Source organism: Herbidospora sp. RD11066, from assembly GCF_054661255.1.
In genome coordinates this window covers 71,708-91,503 of the sequence record NZ_BAAGDO010000012.1, presented here as the reverse complement: position 1 = coordinate 91,503, position 19,796 = coordinate 71,708, and the positions used below count along the sequence as shown (strand labels likewise).

Here is a 19,796-nt window from a genome sequence, read left to right as displayed (position 1 = left end):
GAGATGAGCGATTCGACGTCCACCTCGGCCAAGTGGCCGGCCAGGTCCGCGGCCAAGGCGGCCACGCGGGCCGCGCTGATCGCCGCGGTCCGTGAGATCGCGGGGGAGCGCGGCTATCTGGCCACGTCGGTGGAGGCGGTGGCCGAGCGTGCCGGGGTCACGACCGGCTCGATCTACTCGATCTTCGGCGGCAAGCGCCAGCTCTTCATGCAGGCCTTCGACGAGATCAGCCGCCTGCCCCGGCTGGCCGACGTGGCCACCAAGGGCACGCCCATGGCCGAAGCGCTGGAGGCCTACGGCCGCCAGTGGTCCGAACTGACGAACCAGCCGACGACCAACACGGCCCTCGACCTGTCGATGGAGCTGCGCATGACCGCCCGCGGCGACGCCGCCGTTGTGGAGGCGGAGAAGAAGCGCTACGCCGCGATGATCCAGGAACTCGCCGACGAACTGACCGAATACGCCACGGCCTCGGGCGAGGAGTTCCCCCTACCGGCCCTCGACCTGGCCCGGGTCCTGGCCGCCAGCCTCGGCGGCCTGGCCCTGGCTCGGGTGCAGACCGGCGAGCCGCGCGGCGAGTTCTTCGGCTACGCGGCGGCGAGCCTGTGGTCGGGAAAGGGCTGACCGGCCCCACCGAAGATCACTGCAACGCCAGGCGGGTCTCCTGCGCAGGCCCGGTTGCGCGCCCTGTCTGCCCTTCGCTCACCGCGGCGATCGGCCCGTGTCCCTGCGGACCTGGCGAGCTCATCCCATGCTCACCGCGCCTGCCGCGATGAGCGCTTCAAGCCTGTCCTCCTTCACGCCGAGCGTTTCGGCGATCTCGCGGGTGTGTTCTCCGGGGTAGGGCGCGGGGCCCGAGATCGACAGGGGTGTGCGCGACAGACGTGGCGCGGGGGCGGGCTGGGTGATGCCGTCGTACTCGACGTAGGTGCCGCGTGCCACCAGGTGCGGGTGGCGGGTGCGTTCCTGCCAGTCGAGGACCGGTTGCACGCAGGCGTCGGTGCTCCCGAGCATGGCGGCCCACTCGTCCCTGGTCCTGGTCAGCCAGAGTGCCGCCCACTCCTTCTTGTGGTCGGGCCACGCGGCGGGTGAGGGCTGGATGAAGCGGTCGTCGCGGCCCCGGCGGAAGCCGGTGAGGCGGACCAGTTCGGCGAAGAAGTGCGGTTCCAGCGGGCCGACGGCGATCCACTTGCCGTCGGCGCACTCGTAGACGTCGTAGTAGGGGGCGGCGGAGTCGAAGGGGTTGCTCCCACGGCGGGCCGGGTCCCACACCCCCATCTCCGACAGCGCCGTGATCATCGTGGTGAGCACGCTGACGCCGTCGACCATCGCCGCGTCGACCACCTGGCCGTGCCCGCTGGTCCGCGCCTCCAGGAGCGCCGCGAGGGTGCCCATGACGAGGAACAGCGAACCACCGGCGTAGTCGGCGACCAGGTTGAGCGGCGCCGACGGCGCCTCGTCGGCGCGGCCGAACCCCCACAACGCCCCGGTGAGCGCCAGATAACCGATGTCATGCCCGGCGACCTGCGACAACGGGCCGTCCTGGCCCCACCCGGTCATCCGGGAGTAGACCAGCCGGGGATTGCGGGTGGCGCAATCCCGAGGCCCCAGCCCCAGCCGCTCGGCCACCCCGGGCCGGAACCCCTCGACGAGCACGTCCGCGCGCTCGACCAGATCGAGCACGAGATCCCGCCCGTCGGGGTTCTTGAGGTCCACCGCGATCGACCTTTTGCCCCGGTTGACCACATCCTTCCTGCTGCTCCACCGCGACCGTGGTCCGCCGGGCCCGATGCGGTCGACGCGGATGACGTCGGCTCCCAGGTCGGCGAGAAGCATGGTCGCGAAAGGGCCGGGCCCGATCCCGGCCAGCTCGACCACGACGGTTCCCGCGAGAGGCCCGGCCGAGGGCCGCGGCTCACGCATCGGAGTCCACCGAGGCGTTCGCCGAAGCCTCCACTGTGAAGATCGGCAGGGGTGGCGCGTCCTCGCGGTCGCGCCAGCCGACGCGCACCCGGTCGCCGATCCGGGCGGCGTCGGCCGCGATGTTGGTGAGCATCCTCGGGCCCTCGTCCAGTTCGACGATGGCCGCGATGTAGGGCGGTTCGAGGTCGGGCCTCGCGGGGATGCGCACGGTCGTACAGGAATAGATGGTGCCGAGACCGCTCGCGGGCACCGACTCCAGCGCGGTCGACTCACACCCGAGGCACAGCGGCCGGGGATAGTGCTGCCACCGGCCGCAGTCGGCGCAGCGTTGCAGGACGAGCCGCCGGTCGCGGGCCCCGGCCCAGAACGGGCGGGACAGGGGATCGCCGTAGTCGAGGTCAGTCACGTCCGAGCACCACCGTCGAAGAGGTCGAGAAGAAGCCGCCGACGCCGTGGGCCACCGCGATCTCGGCCCCGGCGACCTGCCGGTCGCCCGCCTCGCCGCGCAGCTGGCGCACCGCCTCGACGAGCAGGAGCACCCCGAGCGCACCCGGGTGGTTGTACGACAGCCCGCCCCCCGACGTCAGCGAGGGCAGCGCCCCGCCGGGTTCGAGCCGCCCGCCCTCCACGAACGGCCCGCCCTCACCGGGCTCGCAGAAGCCCAGGTCCTCCAGCGCCTTGATGACGGTGATGGTGAACGAGTCGTAGGTCTCCAGCACGTCGACGTCGGCGGGCCCGACCCCGGCCATCCGGAACGCCGCCCGGCCCGACTTCACCCCGGCGCTCACCGTGAGGTCGGGCATCTGGTCGATGTGCCAGTGGGTGTGGCTCTGCCCGACCCCGAGCACCCGGACGGCGGGTTTGGCGGCGTCGCGGGCCCGCTCGGGCGTCGTGACGATCACTGCCCCGCCGCCGTCGGTGACCAGGCAGCAGTCGAGTGTGTGCAGCGGGTCGGCCAGCAGCGGGGAGGCGAGCACGTCGTCCACGGTCAGCGGGGTTCTGATCCACGCCTTCGGGTTCAGCGCCGCCCATTTGCGCGCTGCCACGGCGACCCGCGCGAGCTGCTCGGGCGTGGTGCCGAACTGGGCCATGTGGCGGGCCGCGATCAGCGCGTAGTGCCCGATCGGGGCGGGGAGCCCGTAGGGATGCTCGAACTGCGCGGTCAGCGAGGCCGCGTCGGCCAGTGGAGGGCGGCGGTTGCGGCGGCTGCGCTGCCGCGACGCGTAGGCGATCAGCGCGACCTCGCACTCACCCGCCGACACGGCGAGCATCGCGTGGTGGACGAACGCCTCGAAGGCGGCCCCGCCCAGATCGCTGGAGTCGGCCACCCTCGGCTCGATGCCGAGATACTCCCCGACCTGGACGGTCCCCTCCTCGCCCATGTAGTTGACGAACAGCCCGTCCACGTCGGCGAAACTCAGGCCGGCCTCGCCGAGCGCCTCCTTGGCGGCCAGCGCGACCATCGACAGTTCCGTCTGGTCGGTCACCTTGCCGAGCGGTGTCTCGGCGACGCCCGCGATGTAGGCGGCGGTCATGCGTGGGTCTTCCCGTCGAGTGCGTAGTGGCAGGCGGCGTCGCTCGCCGACGTCGTGATGGTGCCGGGGTCGTGCTCGACGCAGTCGGTCCGCTCCGGGTGCGCCTGGATCCCCACCGGGCAGCGCGGGTGGAAGCGGCACCCCCGGGGCGGGAGCCGCGGGTCGGGCGGCTCCGACTGGATCGGCAGCTTCAGCGGTGCCCCGGCCTTCAGCCGGGGCACGGAGTCGACGAGCGCCCGGGTGTACGGATGCCGCGGCCGCATCAGCACGTCCTCCGCGCCGCCCGCCTCCACGATCCGCCCCAGGTACATGACGGCGACCTGGTCGCTGATGTGCCTGGTCACCGCGAGGTTGTGCGAGATGAACACGACCGACAGCGCCAGTTCCTTCCGCAGGTCGGCCAGCAGCCGCAGGATCCCGGCCTGCACGCCGACGTCGAGCGCCGAGGTGATCTCGTCGGCGATCAGCACGCTCGGCCCGGCGGCCAGCGCCCGCGCGATGGACGCGCGCTGGAGCTGCCCGCCCGAGAGCTCGTGCGGATAGCGCCGCGCGAGCCCGGGGTCGAGCGCGACCAGGTCGAGCAGCTCGGCGGGGGTCCGCGTCGGACGCACCTCGGAGATGGAGGCGCCGATGGTCGACCGGGGGTTGAAGGCCGACGACGGGTCCTGGGTGATGAACTGCACGTGTTTGCGCACCTGCGCCTGGGCCGGTTTCGACCAGCTTCCGAACTCGGCGTCGGCCACGACCAGCCGGGTGAAGGTGCCCCGGGCCAGCCCGACCAGCGCGCGGGCGATCGTCGACTTGCCGCAGCCCGACTCGCCGACGAGCCCGAGCGTGCCGCCGGAGGCGACCGACAGGCTGACGCCGTCGACCGCGCGGACGGCCCGCGCGCCCCGGCCGTACTGGACCCGCAGGTCCGTCACTTCGAGCGCTGTCATACCAACTGCTCCTTGGTGGCCACGTTCCAGCAGGCGACCTCGTTGGCCGGGCTCGACCGGAGCGGCGGCGCCTCCTCGGCGCACCGATCGGAGGCGAGCGGACATCGGGCCAGGTAGGCGCACCCGCCGGGCACGCTCCTGCCGACCGCGGGAGGCGGCGCCTCGCCTTCGGGGGAGTGGTCGAGCGTGACGACCGACCCGAGCAGCGCCTGGGTGTAGGGGTGCTGCGGCCGGTGGACCACGTCGGCCGTGTCGCCGTATTCGACGATGGATCCGGCGTACATGACGGCGACCTTGGAGCACATCTGCGCGATCACCGACATGTCATGGCTGATCAGCAGCACCGCCGCGCCGTCGCGCACGTTGACGTCCCGGAGCACGGAAAGGATCTGTGCCTGGACGGTCACGTCGAGCGCCGTGGTGGGTTCGTCGGCCACGATGAGCGCCGGTTCGGTCATCAGGCCCATCGCGATCATCACGCGCTGCCGCTGGCCGCCGGACAGCTGACTCGCGAAGTCGCGCAGCCGGCCTCTGGGCGCCGGGATGCGCACGTCCGAGAGCCGGTCGACCGCGCGTTCCAGAGCCTCGCGGCGGCCGGTGCCACCGGCCCTGACGGCCTCGGTCATCTGCGCGCCGATCCGCATGGCCGGGTTGAGCGACGTCGCCGGATCCTGGAAGACCATGGCGAGCCGCTGCCCGATCTTCCGGGAGCCGAGCCCTTCCTGGCCGAGGAAGCGGTAGCGGCCGGTCGTCACCCGCGCGTTGGCGGGGGCCAGCCCGGCGACGGCCAGCGCGGTCAGGCTCTTCCCCGAGCCCGACTCGCCGACCAGGCCGAGCACCTCTCCCTTGTGGATCCGCAGGTCGATGCCGCGTACGGGCACCGTCTCGCCCCACGGGGTGTCGAAGGCGACCCGCAGCCCCCGGACGTCGAGGACGACGTCGTCGGGCACCGGCTCGGCGTCGGCCTCGGTGGCGGTGGCGGGCGCCTTCTTCTGCGCCTTCGCGGCGGACGTGGCGAGCCGGGGGTTGACCGCCCGAGCCAATGCCTCTCCGACGAGGGCCAGACCGATGCCGGTGACGACGATCATGCCCGCCGGGGCCAGCGCGGCGACCGGCTGGACGTACAGGAGATTGAAGCCGTTGACGAGCAGGACGCCCCAGTCGAACGTGGGCGGCTGCACGCCGATGCCCAGGAACGACAGCGCCGAGACGGCGAGCAGCGCGGTGCCGAGGGCGTAGAAGAACGTCAGCAGCAGCGGTTCGGCGATGTTGGCCAGCAGGTAGCGGGGGAGCAGAGTGCGGACCGGCACCCCGAGCGTCCGCGCGATCTGGAAGTACTCCGTGCGCGAGGTGGCCAGGGCCAGGTTGCTGGCCAGCCGCGCGAGGGGCGGGGCGAAGGAGATCCCGATCGCCAGGACGGTGCTGCGGACGCCGCCGCCGAACATCGCGACGAACACGATCGCCAGCAGGATGACCGGGAAGCTCAGCGAGATGTCGATCGCGGCCATGGACAGCCGCCGCAGCGGACCGGGCAGCACGGCGACCACGACGCCGAGGGTGTAGCCGAGGACCGCCCCCACCACCGCCGCGCCGGTGGCCAGCAGCAGCGACAGCCGCGTGGCGACCATCGTGCGGGCGAAGACGTCACGGCCCAGCCCGTCGGTGCCGAACCAGTGCTCCGCGGAGATCCCGAGGTTGAGGTCGTTGATGTTCTCGGCCTGCGCCACCTCCGTCCAGACGAAGGGCGCGACGACGGCCACGCCGATCACCAGCAGGAGGATCACCGACCCGATCGCCCCGTTGGGCGTCGTGACGAGGGCGCGTAGGTACTTGTTCCGCATCAGCTCTCCCTCAGCGCGCCGGGGTCGACGACCGCGAGCAGCACGTCGACGAGGGTGTTCACGATCACGACGGTGGCGCCGAGCAGCAGCACCCCCGCCTGCACGACCGGGTAGTCCCGGTTCAGGACGGCGCTGGTCAGCGCCGACCCCATGCCGGGCCAGTTGAAGATCTGCTCGACGACGACCGTGCCGCCCACGAGCGAGGCGAACGAGACGCCCGCGAGGGTCACGCCCCCGTAGGCGGCGTTCGGGACGACGTGCCGGACGTAGATCCGCCACCGGCCCAGCCGCTTGGCCCGCGCGGTCCGCACGTAGTTCTGCGACAGCACGTCGAGGGCCTCGGAGCGGACCACCCGCGACAGGAAGCCGATGCTCGGGATGGCCACCGCGAGGGTGGGCAGCACCAGGCTCGACAGCCCTTCGTCGCCCGCGACCGGGAACCAGCCGAGGGTCAGCGCGAAGACCAGCGAGAACACCGCCGCCAGCACGAAGTCGGGGATGGCGCTGAGCGCGCCCGTCGCGGTGCCGTAGGTGGCGTCCAGCCGGGGACGACGGCCGTCGCGGGTCAGCACGGCCATGACGAGGCCGATCCCGAAGCCTACGACGATCATCACGACCGTGGCCGCCGCCGCGAGCTCCAGCGTCTTCGGGAACCGCTCGGCGATCAGGTCCTGCACGGGGATCCCCTGGCGGAACGAGTCGCCGAAGTCCAGGTGCAGGGCGTTCCAGCAGTACGACCACATCTGCTCCAGCAGCGGCCGGTCGAGCCCGAGCCGTTCACGGGTGAGCAGCAGGGCCTCCGGCGTCGCCTGGAGGCCGAGGATCTGGGCGGCGGGGTCGCCGGGCATCAGCCGGACCATCAGGAACGTGCCGACGAGCAGCATCGCGCACACGACGGCCAGACGTCCGGCCCGCGCGAGCAGGAAAGCCAGCCAGGGGTGGCGCGCCTTGATGCCGAGACGCGCCACCCTTTCGGGTGCCTCTTCAGCCACGTTCGATCAGCCCTTGGTCTGGCGGATCGCCTGGGTGAGCGGACTCCCGTTGGTGTCGAGAGACACGCCCGCGGCTGTGAAATAGGACCCGACCGGCACCATCCACGGCAGCAGGCTGTAGTTCTTCAGCAGCTCCGCCTGGATGGTGGCCCAGCCCTTGTCCGCCTCCGGCCCGACCAAGGCGGCCGTGTCGTCGGCGAGTTTCGAGAGATCGGCGTTCTCGCTCCGGATGAAGTTCGAGCCGCCGGGCGGGAGCGTGCCGAGGTAGAACGGCAGCAGTGCGCTCGGCGCCTCGACGGAGCCGTCGATCGGATAGATCGTGACGTCGTAGTTCCCGCTCGACAGGTCGGCCAGCCATCCGTTGCCGTCGGTGACGGAGAGATCGACCTCGACGCCGAGCGCCTTGATCTGCGACGCGAGGAGCTCGTTCGCGTTGCCCCAGTCGCCGGTGCCGATCATGCGGACCTTCAGGGTCTTCCCGTCCTTGGTCCACTTGCCGGCCGACTCGGTCCAGCCGGCGGCCCGCAGCGTGGCCTTCGCGCCGTCGACCGAGAACTGCGGCACGAGGGACGCGGTGCTCGGGTCGTACCCCGGCATGTTCGGCGGGATGACGCTCGTGCCCAGCTCCAGTTCGCCGCCCGACGGGCCGAGCATGGCGAGCAGCAGGCCCTTCCGGTCGACTCCCTGGTAGAGGGCGTGCCGCACCTCGGGGTCGGCCGTCACGCGGCTCTTCTCCTGGTTGCCGACCACGGCGTACTGGCCCTGGGTGGCGAGGTCGATGCGAGTGATCGACTTGTCGGCGCTCACCCGTTCCACGTCGACGCCGGCGATGTCGGCGACGTCGATGGTGCCGGCGAGCAGCTCGTTCGCCGCGGTGGCCGTGTTGGCGATGACCTTCAGGTTGAAGGTCGAGGGCACGCCCGGCGCCCCCGGCTTGAACCCGTTCGTGCCCCAGGTGTAGTCGTCGCGCAGCTTGAGCGTGTACGCGATGCCCGGGGTGCTGGCCGTGAGCTCGTAGGGGCCGGAACCGTTCGCCTTCGAGGCCAGCGACGCCCGGTCCTTGAGCCCGGCCGGGCACACCAGCGGCACCATCTTGAGACCGGAGAGCAGCGCGCCGAACGGCTTGGCGGCGGTGATGGTCAGGGTGAGACCCGCGTCGTCGGGGGTGATGGTCAGCGGGGCCTTGCCCAGCCAGCGCGTCGCGTAGGGGGAGCCGGTCTTGGGGTCCAGGTAGGCCTCGAGAGAGGCGGCCATGCCGCTCGGCAGGAACTTGGTGCCGTCGGCGCAGGTCACACCCGGCTTCACCTTGAACTTGATCGACGCGGGGGTGAGGTCCCACGACTCGACGACGACGCCGGTGTACTCCTTCGTCGTCGGGTTGAACTGGACCAGCGTGTCGTAGGTCGAGTAGGTGACCGGCCCGCTGGAGCCGGTCACGGTCTTGAAGGGGTCGAGTGTGTCGGGGGCGGCCCCCATGCGGACGGTGACCGTGCCGCCCGAAGGCGCGGGGGCGGATCCGCCGTCCTTGGTCTCGGTGACCGTCGATCCACTCGAACAGGCTGCTCCGGCCAGAGTGACGACAGCAGCCGCAGCAGCTAGTCGAGCCGGGAATTTAACCGACATAAGCGTGCCTTTCATGCGATCTCCTCGCCGCGGCCAGTGAACCTTAACGATCGTTAGAAGTCAATGGCCCAAACGAGAGGTGAACGCGATCTACCTGCAACGTTGCGGCTCTTGACCGATCGGCACCCCATGCGTCATCGTGCACAGATCTTAACCATCGTTAAGCAAAGGGTGGATTCCGCGATGACACGTCTCAGGGGCCGGACCGCGATCGTTACGGGGGCGGGGCGGGGGCTCGGCCGCGCGCACGCGCTGGAACTCGCCGCGCGGGGGGCGAACGTCGTCGTGAACGACCTCGGCGGTGACGTCCACGGGACCGGCGCCGATCCGACCCCGGCGCAGGAGGTCGTGCGGCAGATCCGCGACCTCGGCGGACAGGCCGTCGCCAGTGGCCACGACGTGTCCGACTGGCTCCAGGCGGCCGCGCTGATCCAGCTCGCCGTGGGCACGTTCGGCGACCTCGACATCCTGGTCAACAACGCCGGCATCATCCGCGACCGGTCGCTGGCCAACATGACCGAGGCCGACTGGGACGACGTGATCCGCGTCCACCTCAAAGGCCATGCCGCCCCCACGCGGCACGCCGTCGCCTACTGGCGGGAACGTGCCAAGGCCGGGAACCCGGCCGACGCCTCGGTCGTCATGACCAGCTCGGTGTCCGGGCTGGCCGGGAACTTCGGGCAGGCCAACTACGCCACCGCGAAACTGGGGGTGCTCGCGCTCTCGCGCGTCGTCGCTCTGGAGGCGCACCGCTACGGCGTGCGCTCGAACGTGGTCTCACCCGGCGGCCGCACCAGGATCACCGACCTGGACGAACCGGCCGCCCCCGAGGGCTTCGACCAGATGGACCCGGCCAACGTCTCGCCGCTCGTCGCCTGGCTCGCCGCCGAGAAGTGCGAGGCCAACGGCCAGGTCTTCCACATCACCGGTGAACACCTGATCGTGTCGTCGCTGCCGGCGATCGTCCACGAACTGTGGAGCGAGGGCCGCTGGACGCTGGAGAAACTCGACGACGAACTGTCGACGCGCCTGGTCGCGCCGCTCGACGTGGAGGCCTGGCTCGGCTAGCCGCCCGTGTTGGCGACCATGGCGAGGGCCAGCTCGCCGTACATCCGGGCGACCTCGTCGTTGGTGAGCGGGCCGTCGGGGCGCACCCACATCACGTTGTCGCTCATGCCGAGGATCGCGAACGCCACCGCCGTCGGCTCGACCGTGCGGAACACGCCTCCGGCCATGCCCGACGAGATGATCTGCTTCAGATCGGTGACGTGTTCGTGCATCAGCGCCCGGACCTCACGCCGCTGCGGCGGGGGCAGCGACTCGACCAGCACCCCCATGCTCACCGCCGAGGTCCCGCGCAGCTCGCGGACATAGGGCTGGGCGAGCACGCACTGGACGTGGGTCTCGACGAACTTCGGCAACTGCTTCTCGGGCGGTTCACCGAGAGTGGCCTGCTGGCAGCGGGCGATCTGCTCGACCATGGGCATCCGCAGGCACTCGAACAGCAGCTCGGCCTTCGACCCGAAGTGGTAGTAGAGCGCCGGACCCGAGACGCCGAGCTCGGCGCCGATCTTGTCGACGCTGGTGCCGGCGAACCCGTTGAGCCGGAACATGACCCCGGCCTGCTCCACCAGCTTCGCGCGCAGATCGGGATCGGACGCACCGCCCGCGCGCTTACCCATGCGGATCCCTTTCGATCTTGGTTGGGGGCTGCCACGGGCATCCTATGCGGACGCACCGGCGGGCAGCGCCACCTCGTGGTGGCGCTGCCCGTGGTCGTGGCTTCTCGTCTCCCTACTTGTACGCCTTACTTGTACGCCTTACTTGTACGACGCGAACGTCGCCACCCGCAGCGGCGGCGTGTGGTTCACGAACGGCCCGCAGTTGCCGGGCCAGGCCGGGTTGCCGCCCGTGCCGGGAACCGGGTTGATCAGGCACGTGGTCTGCGCGACCTCGCCCGTGAGGCTGTGCACCGTGATGTGCAGGTTGTCGTTCTCGACCGACAGCGACACCCCGTTCACGAAGGCCGGGTAGCCGACGATGCTGTCGATGTTGTGCCAGAACGGCACGGTCTGCGGGTCACGGACCAGCGTGGAGCCGTTGGGCAGCGTGTAGCCGATGTACTTGTTGGTGCCCAGGAAGGCCGTGCTGATGGCCGAGCCGGGCAGTCCGGGCGGACCCGCAGGTCCGGCCGGGCCCGCGGGACCCGCCGCACCCGCCGGTCCTGCCGGGCCCGCGGGGCCCGCCGCGCCGGAGGAACCCGCCGGACCCGCCGCACCGGCCGGTCCAGGGGGACCCGCCTCACCGGCCGGGCCTGCGGCGCCCGCCGGTCCGGGCGGACCCGCCACACCGGCCGGACCCGCCGCACCGGTCGCGCCGACCGGTCCGGGAGCGCCGCTCGTACCGGCCGGTCCCGCCGGGCCCTCAGGTCCTGCGGGGCCTGCCGTTCCCGCCGGTCCCGCCGGGCCGACCGGGCCCGCAGGTCCCGCCGTACCCGCAGGTCCCGCCGGTCCTTCAGGTCCTGCCGGGCCCGCGTCTCCCGCAGGACCCGCGGGTCCCGCCGGTCCTGCCGGGCCCGCGTCTCCGGCGGGGCCCGCCGGGCCGGTCGCGCCGGGAGGGCCCGCGTCTCCCGCAGGACCCGCCGCTCCTGCCGGTCCTGCCGGGCCCGCGTCTCCCGCAGGTCCCGACGGGCCAGTCGGGCCCGCCGGTCCTGCCGTACCCGCCGGTCCGGCCGGGCCTTCAGGTCCGGGAGGTCCTGCCGTGCCCGCAGGGCCGGCCGGGCCCTCAGGTCCGGGAGGTCCCGCCGTGCCCGCGGGGCCCGCAGGTCCTTCGGGTCCGGCTGCTCCGGTCGTTCCCGCCGGGCCCGCGGGGCCCACCGGTCCCGCTGCTCCGGTCGTACCGGCCGGGCCCGCGGGGCCTTCAGGTCCGGGAGGTCCTGCCGTACCGGCGGGGCCGGCCGGGCCTTCAGGGCCTGCGGGGCCGGTCGAACCGGCGGGGCCCGCGGGGCCCGTCGCGCCGGCCGGGCCCATCGCACCCGCCGTACCGGCGGGGCCTGCCGGGCCGCCCGCTCCGGGCGGGCCCGCCGCGCCGGTCGGTCCGGCCGGGCCCAGAGCGCCCGTCGAACCCTGCTGTCCCTGCGGTCCGGGCGGGCCGAAGGGGCCCTGCGGGCCCGTCGCACCGGTCGCGCCCGCGGGGCCCGCGGGACCCGCCGGGCCCGCGGGGCCGGGAGGTCCGGGCGGGCCGGGGACCGGGATGCGCGGGATGACGCAGGTCACGCACGGCGGAGGCAGCGGCGGCTTGGGCCTGGGCCGGTAGTGGTGTCCGCATTCCGGGCCGCCGTGACAGTCGGCGAACCTCGTGGCCTGGGACTGCGTGGCGTGGCGCACCTCGCCCATCGCGGGCGCCGCCATCGACATGATTCCGCCGGTCATCAGCGTCGCGGCGACGGCGGCCCACAAGGCGCCCCTCGCCGAAGAAGACCCCATCGTGTCTCGGTAACTCACTGACTGGCTCCTGAGTGATCTCAGCCCCTATTGGGGCCACCAAGATCACCGATACCCGGTCACTCTCCGTGAAGTACGCCGAAATATTCCCGATTACCGCAAAATCGGATATTGCGGTCACTTGGCGATGGAGCGTTCAGCCGACGTGGACGACCGGACGTCGGGCCGGGTCGGGTTCGGCCTGGCGCAGGACCTCACGGGTCAGCGGCGGGATGTCGCCGCCGCCGAAGACGAGGTAGCGCAGCAGAGCTCCTATCGGGTTGCCCTCGGCGGCCCAGTGGAAGTAGACGTGCGGGGTCTTGCCGGTCTCGTCGCGCAGATGCAGCAGCAGGGCGGCGATGGCGTTGGCGACGGTGGTGCTCTGGGTGCGCAGGATCCGGAACCCGTGCCGCTCCTCGCCGACCACGCGCAGTTCGCCGGCGAATTCCGAGGCGTCCGGGACGGTCACCTCCAGGAACAGCAGGCCCTCTCTGGTGCGCAGCCGGTGCAGCTCCCACGCCTCGCGGGCCTTGTCGACGTACTCCTTGGCGTCCCGGCCGTTGGGTTCGTTGGCGATGATGTAGAGCTCGCCGGTCTCGTTGACGAAGCGGCGGGCGGCGTCGTCCAGGCTGATGCGGGTGACCCGCAGTTCGGTGGAGCGGGTGGCCCGGGAGATGAGCGAGACGACCACGATGGCCAGCACGAACAGCAGCGCGATGACCAGCCCGTCGGGGCGCTCGATGATGTTGGCGACGGTGGCGTAGGCGAAGAACAGCGTGACCACGCCGAAGAAGAGCGCGGGGCGGGTGCGTCCCTTCGTCCAGGCGGAAAGGGTGACCGCCACCGCCGCCGACAGGATGAGCGCCAGCACCCCGGTCGCGTAGGCGCCGCCCTGCGTCTCGACCTCGGCCCCGAAGACCACGGTGATGAGGAACGCGATCACGGTGAAGACCAGCACCATGGGCCGGGAGGCGCGCACCCAGTCGGGCGCCATGCCGTAGCGGGGAAGGTAGCGCGGCACGATGTTGAGCAGCCCCGCCAGCGCCGAGGCCCCCGCGAACCACAGGATCGCGATGGTCGACAGGTCGTAGGCGGTGCCGAACCAGTCGCCGAGATAGAGGTGGGCCAGGTAGGCCAGCGCCCGCCCGTTGGCCGAACCGCCCTCGGCGAACTCGGCGGGCGGGATCAGCATGGTCGTGGCGAAACTGGAGGCGATGAGGAACACGCTCATGATGAGCGCGGCCGTGGTCAGCAGCTTGCGCGCGCCCTTGACCCGCTCGGCCACATCCCCCTTGACCAGCGGCATCACGGCCACGCCGGTCTCGAACCCCGACAGCCCGAGGGCGAGCTTCGGCATGACGTAGAGCGCGACCGCGACCATCGCCATCGGGCTCGCGTAGTCGGAGTTCAGCGTGTTCTGCCAGCCGACCAGTTTGTCGGGCGCGGTGAGCGCGTGCTGCACGGCGGTCGCCACCACGACCACGTTGAGCAGCAGATACACCGCCACCAGCACGACCGCGACCGAGATCGCCTCACTGAACCCGGCCAGGAACACCGCCCCCAGCGCCGCGATGAGCACCAGCGTGACCGGCACCTGCCACCCGCCCAGGAACTCCGGCACGAACGGGTTGTGCAGGATGTGCGCGGTCGCGTCTGCGGCCGACAGCGTGATGGTGACGATGAACGCCGTGGCCACGAACCCGAGCAGGAACAGCACCAGCAGCTTCCCCCGCCAGCCGGGCAGCAGCCGCTCCAGCATCGACAGCGACCCCAGCCCGTGGGGGCTCTGCTCGGCCACCGCCCGGTAGGTCGGCAGCGCCCCGAACAGCGTCAGCGCGACCAGTACCAGCGTGGCGATCGGGCTGAGCGCCCCGGCGGCCAGTGCGGCGATGCCGGGCTGGTAGCCGAGGGTGGAGAAGTAGTCGACGCCGGTCAGGCACATGACCTGCCACCAGGAGTGCTGGTGCTCGGGCGGTTCCTCGTCGTGCGAGGTCCCGGTCGGCCCTTCGGGACGCTTGAGACCCTTGAGCAGCCATTGCCGCACTGTTCGCTCGTGGAGCGTGCCGGTCACCGGGCCACCTCGGGCTAATTGGGCAAGTAAGTCGAAAGCACGCTACTGAGGTGGCGTAGGTAAGCCGTAAAGACGAGGCGTCAAGAAAACGTAAAAACTAGTCCTGTGCCGCCTCAAGATTGCGTCCGCTTGCGACCAAGAACCCGATCGCGGGCACCGTGACGGCGGCGGCGCCCAGCAGCGCCGCCCTGACCCCGAGCCGTTCGGCGAGCAGCCCGAGCGGCGGCCCGCCGACCACCTGACCCGCCGCGTTGACCTGGCTGAACAGCGAATACACCGTCGCCCTGGTGGCCGATTCCGTCTGCCCGGCGAGCCAGGCCGCCTCCAGCGGCCCCGTCGCCGCCCGCAGCAGGCCGAGCACGACGGAGGCCACCGCCGCGGCCCAGAACGATCCGGCCAGTGCGAACACGACCGTCGCCCCGACACATCCGGCCCGCAGGAGCGCCATCGCGCGGGCCGTCCGGCGGGGGTCCCGGAGGTCGACGGCCCGGCGGATCACCTGGGTGGCGCCGATCGCGCCGATCATCCCGGACGCCGCCAGCAGGCCGAACCACACGTGGGCGCCTCCGGTCGCGGGGAGGCCGATGTCGTCCAGGAAATGGAGTTGGGACAGGCGGTCGAGGCCCTCGCTGGCGAAGGCCGTACAGGCGAGGGCCGCCAGCAGGAGGAGCAGGCCGCGGTGGGCGCGGACCGCCGCCAGCGCGGTGCCGGCCTGCGCGCGCATCGCGCGCCAGGAAGCAGGGTCGGGGACGGGCCGGAACCCGTCCTCCGGCATGACGGCGATCAGCACGAGCCCGAGGACGACCCAGACGGCGGCCCCCACCAGGATCGGGACGTTCAACCCGAACCCGGCCAGCGCGACGCTGCCGCCGATCCCGAGCACGGCCCCCGCCTGACCGGCCTGGGCCCCGCTGACCAGCACTTCCGACGCCCGGTCGGGCCCGACCTCGTCGACGATCCACGCCTCCTGGGCGCCGTCGACGAAGGTGGCCCCGATGCCCCAGACGACGTTGGCGGCCAGGATCGCGCCGAAGAACGGGAACAGCCCCTCGACCAGGAACCCGGCCCCGAACAGCAGATAACCGATGATCACCGAGAGCCGGCGGCTCCGCAGGTCGGCCAGCACTCCGGTGGGAACCTGGGCGAGAAAGCAGACCGTCTCCAGGACGGTCCCGACGAGGACCATCTGCAGGGCACTGAGCCCGGCGGTCTGCGCCTGGTAGACGAGGTTGAGAGTGAACGCGGTGCTACCGGCGAACGACGCCGTTCCGCGAATGGCGATGTACGTGACACGAGCACGCAAGAAGAGCTCCACAGAACGCAGCCACAGGGACGAGGGACGAGGCGATGCGGTCTGCCGTCATCGAGTCCCTCCTCTGCGCGTGGGTCGGCCCGACTGTAAGCAGCATGTGAAAAGCGCCGCAACCGGTTTCATCCCTATGATCTCGGGCGTGATCAGTGATCCCATCGCCATCGAGGGCGTTTCCGGCCCGGTCGTCGTCACCAGCGGCGCGTGGTCGCGCCCGGTCGTGACCGTGGGCGGAGTCGTCGCGCCGCGCACCGGCGGCCGCCTCTACGCGCTCCCCACCGTGACCGGCGAGCCGGTCCAGGCGCTCGTCCGCAGCGGATTCGGCTATCCCTTCCCGACCGTCGAGGTCAACGGGGTGCAGCACCGCACCGGCCCGAAGATCCCGATCGTCCTGCAGGCCATCTCCCTCCTGCCGATCGTGCTCCTCGCCATCGGCGGCCTCCTGGGCGGTCTCGTCGGCGGCACGGCCGTCCTGATCAACCAGTCGGTACTCCGGCGCCCGATGTCATCGGTCGCGAAGGCGGCGGTGATGATCGGAATCGGCGTCCTCGCCTACTTCGTACTGATCACGCTGGCCGCCGTCTTCCTCCTGGCGACGGGTCAGGTCTAGGGCGCGATTGGGACACCGAGGTCGTAAGCACGTCGAATTTGCACGACCGTTAAGTGGCCGAAACACCGCCGGGTGAAGGTGGAGCCCAACCCCGATGATCATTGTTTGTCAGGGATGGGAGTCCACCATTTCCACCAACCACTGGAGTTCGGCCAGTCGTCGGAGCCTGTTAGCCGCCGGTCTGGCCGCGACGTTCGCGGCCGCCGTCCCCACACCCGCCCACGCGACGCCCGGCGACAAGGGCGGCCACGGCAACCCCCCGCCGCGCGGTAGGTGGCACCACCACCTCAAATCCACCCCGGACAAACTGCACTGGGGCGGCTACCCGATCGGGTGGGCGCCCGGCCTCACGATGAAGTCGGGCCAGACGGTCCGCGTCGACACCCTCTCCCACCAGGGTTTCACCAACTCCTCCATCCACCCGAACGACTACTTCGGCGCCTTCGGGGTGAAGCCGAGGGAGATCCTGTCCGACGGCCTGGCGTTCTGGCAGACGCTGCCCGACCGCGAGGCCAACGGCCGCCGGTACGGCGGGCACGTGCTCACCGGCCCGATCTACGTCGAGGGCGCCGAACCGGGCGACACCGTCGCGATCGAGATCCTCGAAGTCGACACCCGGGTGCCCTACGGCTTCAACAACACCGCCGCGACCAGCGGCGTCATGGCCAACTTCTACCCGGGCTGGCGTCCGGGAGACCAGGGTCTCGACATCCCCACCGAGATCCCGCCCGGCCTCCCGGCCGGGGTCTGGCCGGACGTCCGCACCCACCTCTACCGCACCGGCATGTACCGCGGTCAGGAGGTCGTGTTCTTCGCCGACGACATCATCATCCCGACCCACAAGTTCATGGGGATCATCGCGGTCGCCTCGCCCACGGGCGAGTTCATCGGCAACACCGAGAACGAGCCGCCGCCCGCCACCGGCGTGCAGAACTCGACGCCGCCGGGCAAGTTCGGCGGCAACATGGACGTCCGCGACCTCAACGTCGGCACCACGCTCTACCTGCCGGTCTTCCAGCCCGGCGCGCAGATCTTCATGGGCGACCCGCACAGCTGCCAGGGCGACGGCGAGGTCAGCGGCACCGCCGTCGAGCACTCGCTGTCCGGCACGTTCCGGATCACCCTGATCAAGAACACCGAGACCGAGCTGCCCTGGGCCGAGACCGACGACCACTGGATCATGATGGGCATCCACTGGGACCTCGACCGCGCCATGCGGATCGCGGTGGAGAAGACCGTCGACTTCCTCGTCACCACCCAGGGCCTGACCGTCCCGAAGGCCTACTCGTTCGCCTCGATCGCGGTGAACTACCACAACGCCGAGGTCGTCGACCGGACCCAGGTCGTGACCGGTTACATCCCGAAGAGCGTCTTCAGGGGACGCCGCCGCTGACCCGTAAGAAAGATCCGCAAAAGAGTGATCAAACAGTCGATATGAGGGCAGAGCCGATGTCATGGCTGTCTTCGAATTGATTTGCTACCTGATCGCTTTCGTCCTCTTCGTCCTGGCCGCGCTCAACGTGGGCGCGCGCTTCAACCTCGTGGCGGGCGGGCTCGCGGCGGCGATCCTGCCCACCCTGGTGGCCGCGTTCAACGGCCTGAGCTGAGCAACGGCGCGAACGGGTCGTCGTAGCGGGCCCACGCGGACGACCCGGCCACCGCCTCGTCGGGGGTGAGGAGACACGCGTCGAGCAGGCTGTGGATGCGGTCGCGGTCCAGGTCGGGCCCGATGAAGACCAGGTGCTGAACCCGGTCGCCGAGAGGGTCGGTCCAGTCGAGGGCGGCGGCCGTGCGGCGGGCGGGGGAGACCAGGTCCCAGGCCGCCTCGGGCAGGGAGGCGAGCCACGGTCCCGCGTCCTCGACCGACATCCCGCCCGCCACGGCGTCCCAGCCGAGCAGGCGGTCGTGCCTGCTGGCCAGCCAGAACCGGCCGCGTGAGCGGACCGACTCGGTGACCAGGTCGTCGAGGGCCTCGAACAGGCGGGCGGGGTGCAGCGGCCGCAGCCGGTGCCAGACGACGGTGGTGATCTCGCCGTCGCGCGCGTCGCAGGGGAGCACGGCGGTGGCCGGGTCGACGCGTTCGGCCAGGACCGTCGTGCTGAGCGCCGGACCGGTCACGTCGGGCAGCTCGGTGGCGAAGACCGGGGTGGCGGGCGCGAGATGGGCGAGCAGGGCGCGCGAGAGGTCGTGGTCCTCGTCGTCGCCGCCGTACAGGACCAGAGCCGTCGCGTATTCGACCTGCCGGGCCAGCACCTCCGCCAGGTAGCGCCGGTCGTCGCCGGTGCCCTGGCCCGTCTCCGACAGGCGCTCGCCGCGCGCGATGTCGACCGGCAGGTGCTCGGTGTGCAGCGCCGTCGCCACGCAGGTCAGGCGCAGAATCGTGGACGTCTCCACGACGTCGAGCGCCTCGGCCACCGTACGCGGCTCGACCGAATCCCACAGGTCCACGATCAGCAGCGACGCGGTCGCGGCCCGCCGGATCAGTTCCGGCCGCAGGTCCTCCCTGACCGTGCAGGTCACGCAGCCGTGCGCCAGCCGTACCTCGGACAGTTCCAGCACGCCGGAGCCGTCGCGCACGACGCGCTCGACCCGGCCGGAGGCGACGTCGCGCAGATCGTGGTGGATGGCCACCGCGCCGGGATGGGCGGCCAGGAGGCGGTCGACGGTGGCGGTGCGGGCGGCGGCGTGCAGGCCGGCGACCAGGACGACGGGGGTGGTCATGGCGGACCTCTCGGGTAGCGTTTGAAAACAATTATCATTATCATTGCATCCATGGCCAGAAGCGAACTACGTCCAGTGATCAAACTGCGCTCGACGGCGGGCACCGGCTACACGTACGTGACCCGCAAGAACCGCCGCAACGACCCCGACCGGCTCACCCTCAACAAGTACGACCCCATCGCCCGCCGCCACGTCGAGTTCCGTGAGGACCGCTGATGTCGGCCCACTGCCAGCTGACCGGAGTGGGGCCGGTCTTCGGCAACAACGTCTCCCACTCCCACCGCCGCACCCGCCGCCGCTGGACGCCCAACATCCAGCACCGCCGCTACTGGCTGCCCAGCGAGAACCGGCACGTCCGCCTCACCCTCAGCACCCGCGCGATCAGGACCGTCGACAAGATCGGCATCGAGGCGGCCGTGGCCCGCATCCGCGCCAGAGGAGAGAAGATCTGATGGCCAAGAAGAGCAAGATCGTCGCCAACGAGCGCCGCAGGGTCGTCCAGGCCCGGTATGCCGCCCGCAGGGCCGAACTGAAGGAGATCATCCGCACCGGCCCCGCCGAAGAGAAGGCGGCCGCCGTGCGTGAGCTGGCCCGCCAGCCCCGCGACGCCAGCGCCACCCGCATCCGCAACCGCGACTCGGTCGACGGGCGCCCGCGCGGTCACCTGACCAAGTTCGGCCTCTCCCGGATCAGGTTCCGCGAGATGGCCCACCGGGGCGAGCTCCCCGGCATCACGAAGGCGAGCTGGTAG

Annotated in this window: 20 protein-coding genes; 8 read left to right on the top strand and 12 right to left on the bottom strand. The window is 71.3% G+C overall.

From position 1 onward, the window contains the following. Positions 1-3: 3 nt before the first annotated feature. A complete protein-coding gene (locus ACYQ78_RS34530) occupies positions 4-624 on the top strand; it encodes a TetR/AcrR family transcriptional regulator (RefSeq protein WP_459805167.1) in 621 nt (206 codons plus the stop codon). A 120-nt stretch (positions 625-744) separates the two neighbouring features. On the opposite strand, the gene ACYQ78_RS34525 is transcribed toward ACYQ78_RS34530, so the two are convergent. The 7 genes from ACYQ78_RS34525 to ACYQ78_RS34495 are packed head-to-tail and all read right to left on the bottom strand — an operon-like array spanning position 745 to position 8,867. Beyond that, positions 745-1,923 (bottom strand): CaiB/BaiF CoA transferase family protein, encoded by a 1,179-nt coding sequence (locus tag ACYQ78_RS34525; RefSeq protein WP_459805166.1) that lies wholly within the window; start codon positions 1,921-1,923, stop codon positions 745-747. Next, entirely contained in the window at positions 1,916-2,329 is a 414-nt protein-coding gene (locus ACYQ78_RS34520) for a Zn-ribbon domain-containing OB-fold protein (protein WP_459805165.1), read from the bottom strand. Before ACYQ78_RS34520 ends, ACYQ78_RS34525 begins: the two co-directional genes overlap by 8 nt. Beyond that, positions 2,322-3,458, bottom strand: coding sequence for an acetyl-CoA acetyltransferase (locus ACYQ78_RS34515; RefSeq protein WP_459805164.1), 1,137 nt, complete (start codon positions 3,456-3,458; stop codon positions 2,322-2,324). Before ACYQ78_RS34515 ends, ACYQ78_RS34520 begins: the two co-directional genes overlap by 8 nt. Further along, the gene (locus ACYQ78_RS34510) at positions 3,455-4,396 is read right to left on the bottom strand and encodes an ABC transporter ATP-binding protein (RefSeq protein WP_459805163.1); all 942 of its coding nucleotides are present in this window, start codon (positions 4,394-4,396) and stop codon (positions 3,455-3,457) included. The genes ACYQ78_RS34515 and ACYQ78_RS34510 overlap by 4 nt, the downstream gene beginning before the upstream one ends. Beyond that, positions 4,393-6,237 (bottom strand): dipeptide/oligopeptide/nickel ABC transporter permease/ATP-binding protein, encoded by a 1,845-nt coding sequence (locus tag ACYQ78_RS34505; RefSeq protein ID WP_459805162.1) that lies wholly within the window; start codon positions 6,235-6,237, stop codon positions 4,393-4,395. The genes ACYQ78_RS34510 and ACYQ78_RS34505 overlap by 4 nt, the downstream gene beginning before the upstream one ends. Next, entirely contained in the window at positions 6,237-7,229 is a 993-nt protein-coding gene (locus ACYQ78_RS34500; protein ID WP_459805161.1) for an ABC transporter permease, read from the bottom strand. The genes ACYQ78_RS34505 and ACYQ78_RS34500 overlap by 1 nt, the downstream gene beginning before the upstream one ends. 6 nt (positions 7,230-7,235) lie before the next feature. Then, a complete protein-coding gene (locus ACYQ78_RS34495; protein ID WP_459805160.1) occupies positions 7,236-8,867 on the bottom strand; it encodes an ABC transporter substrate-binding protein in 1,632 nt (543 codons plus the stop codon). Positions 8,868-9,035: 168 nt separating this feature from the next. On the opposite strand from ACYQ78_RS34495, the gene ACYQ78_RS34490 reads away from it, so the two are divergent. After that, entirely contained in the window at positions 9,036-9,920 is an 885-nt protein-coding gene (locus ACYQ78_RS34490) for an SDR family NAD(P)-dependent oxidoreductase (protein ID WP_459805159.1), read from the top strand. On the opposite strand, the gene ACYQ78_RS34485 is transcribed toward ACYQ78_RS34490, so the two are convergent. The 4 genes from ACYQ78_RS34485 to ACYQ78_RS34470 form a co-directional block, all read right to left on the bottom strand. Beyond that, complete coding sequence (locus ACYQ78_RS34485) at positions 9,917-10,534, bottom strand: TetR/AcrR family transcriptional regulator (RefSeq protein WP_459805158.1); 618 nt, start codon at positions 10,532-10,534, stop codon at positions 9,917-9,919. The two genes, ACYQ78_RS34490 and ACYQ78_RS34485, sit on opposite strands and share 4 nt — an antisense overlap. Positions 10,535-10,672: 138 nt before the next feature. Continuing rightward, on the bottom strand, positions 10,673-12,355 hold the full coding sequence (locus tag ACYQ78_RS34480) for a collagen-like domain-containing protein (RefSeq protein WP_459805157.1): 1,683 nt from the start codon (positions 12,353-12,355) through the stop codon (positions 10,673-10,675). 136 nt (positions 12,356-12,491) lie between these two features. Continuing rightward, positions 12,492-14,405 carry an APC family permease gene (locus ACYQ78_RS34475; protein ID WP_459805156.1) on the bottom strand — a complete coding sequence of 638 codons (1,914 nt, stop codon included), beginning with the start codon at positions 14,403-14,405 and terminating at the stop codon, positions 12,492-12,494. Positions 14,406-14,502: 97 nt separating this feature from the next. Next, positions 14,503-15,708 carry an MFS transporter gene (locus ACYQ78_RS34470; protein WP_459805155.1) on the bottom strand — a complete coding sequence of 402 codons (1,206 nt, stop codon included), beginning with the start codon at positions 15,706-15,708 and terminating at the stop codon, positions 14,503-14,505. 148 nt (positions 15,709-15,856) lie between these two features. Here ACYQ78_RS34470 and ACYQ78_RS34465 point away from each other — a divergent pair, with 148 nt between their 5' ends. The 3 genes from ACYQ78_RS34465 (at position 15,857) to ACYQ78_RS34455 (ending at position 17,931) form a co-directional block, all read left to right on the top strand. Next, positions 15,857-16,324, top strand: coding sequence for a hypothetical protein (locus tag ACYQ78_RS34465; protein WP_459805154.1), 468 nt, complete (start codon positions 15,857-15,859; stop codon positions 16,322-16,324). Positions 16,325-16,418: 94 nt separating this feature from the next. Further along, a complete protein-coding gene (locus tag ACYQ78_RS34460) occupies positions 16,419-17,717 on the top strand; it encodes an acetamidase/formamidase family protein (protein ID WP_459805153.1) in 1,299 nt (432 codons plus the stop codon). A 61-nt stretch (positions 17,718-17,778) separates the two neighbouring features. Further along, entirely contained in the window at positions 17,779-17,931 is a 153-nt protein-coding gene (locus ACYQ78_RS34455; protein WP_459805152.1) for a hypothetical protein, read from the top strand. Here the strand turns inward: ACYQ78_RS34455 and ACYQ78_RS34450 are convergent. Beyond that, complete coding sequence (locus ACYQ78_RS34450; RefSeq protein WP_459805151.1) at positions 17,915-19,045, bottom strand: CobW family GTP-binding protein; 1,131 nt, start codon at positions 19,043-19,045, stop codon at positions 17,915-17,917. The genes ACYQ78_RS34455 and ACYQ78_RS34450 overlap by 17 nt on opposite strands. A gap of 51 nt (positions 19,046-19,096) precedes the next feature. Here ACYQ78_RS34450 and rpmG point away from each other — a divergent pair, with 51 nt between their 5' ends. Genes rpmG through rpsN form a run of 3 tightly spaced genes read left to right on the top strand, consistent with a single transcriptional unit; the run spans position 19,097 to position 19,796 of the window. Next, complete coding sequence (gene rpmG, locus ACYQ78_RS34445; RefSeq protein ID WP_459805150.1) at positions 19,097-19,261, top strand: 50S ribosomal protein L33; 165 nt, start codon at positions 19,097-19,099, stop codon at positions 19,259-19,261. Next, on the top strand, positions 19,261-19,497 hold the full coding sequence (rpmB, locus tag ACYQ78_RS34440; protein WP_459805149.1) for a 50S ribosomal protein L28: 237 nt from the start codon (positions 19,261-19,263) through the stop codon (positions 19,495-19,497). The genes rpmG and rpmB overlap by 1 nt, the downstream gene beginning before the upstream one ends. Then, complete coding sequence (gene rpsN, locus ACYQ78_RS34435) at positions 19,497-19,796, top strand: 30S ribosomal protein S14 (RefSeq protein ID WP_459805148.1); 300 nt, start codon at positions 19,497-19,499, stop codon at positions 19,794-19,796. Before rpmB ends, rpsN begins: the two co-directional genes overlap by 1 nt.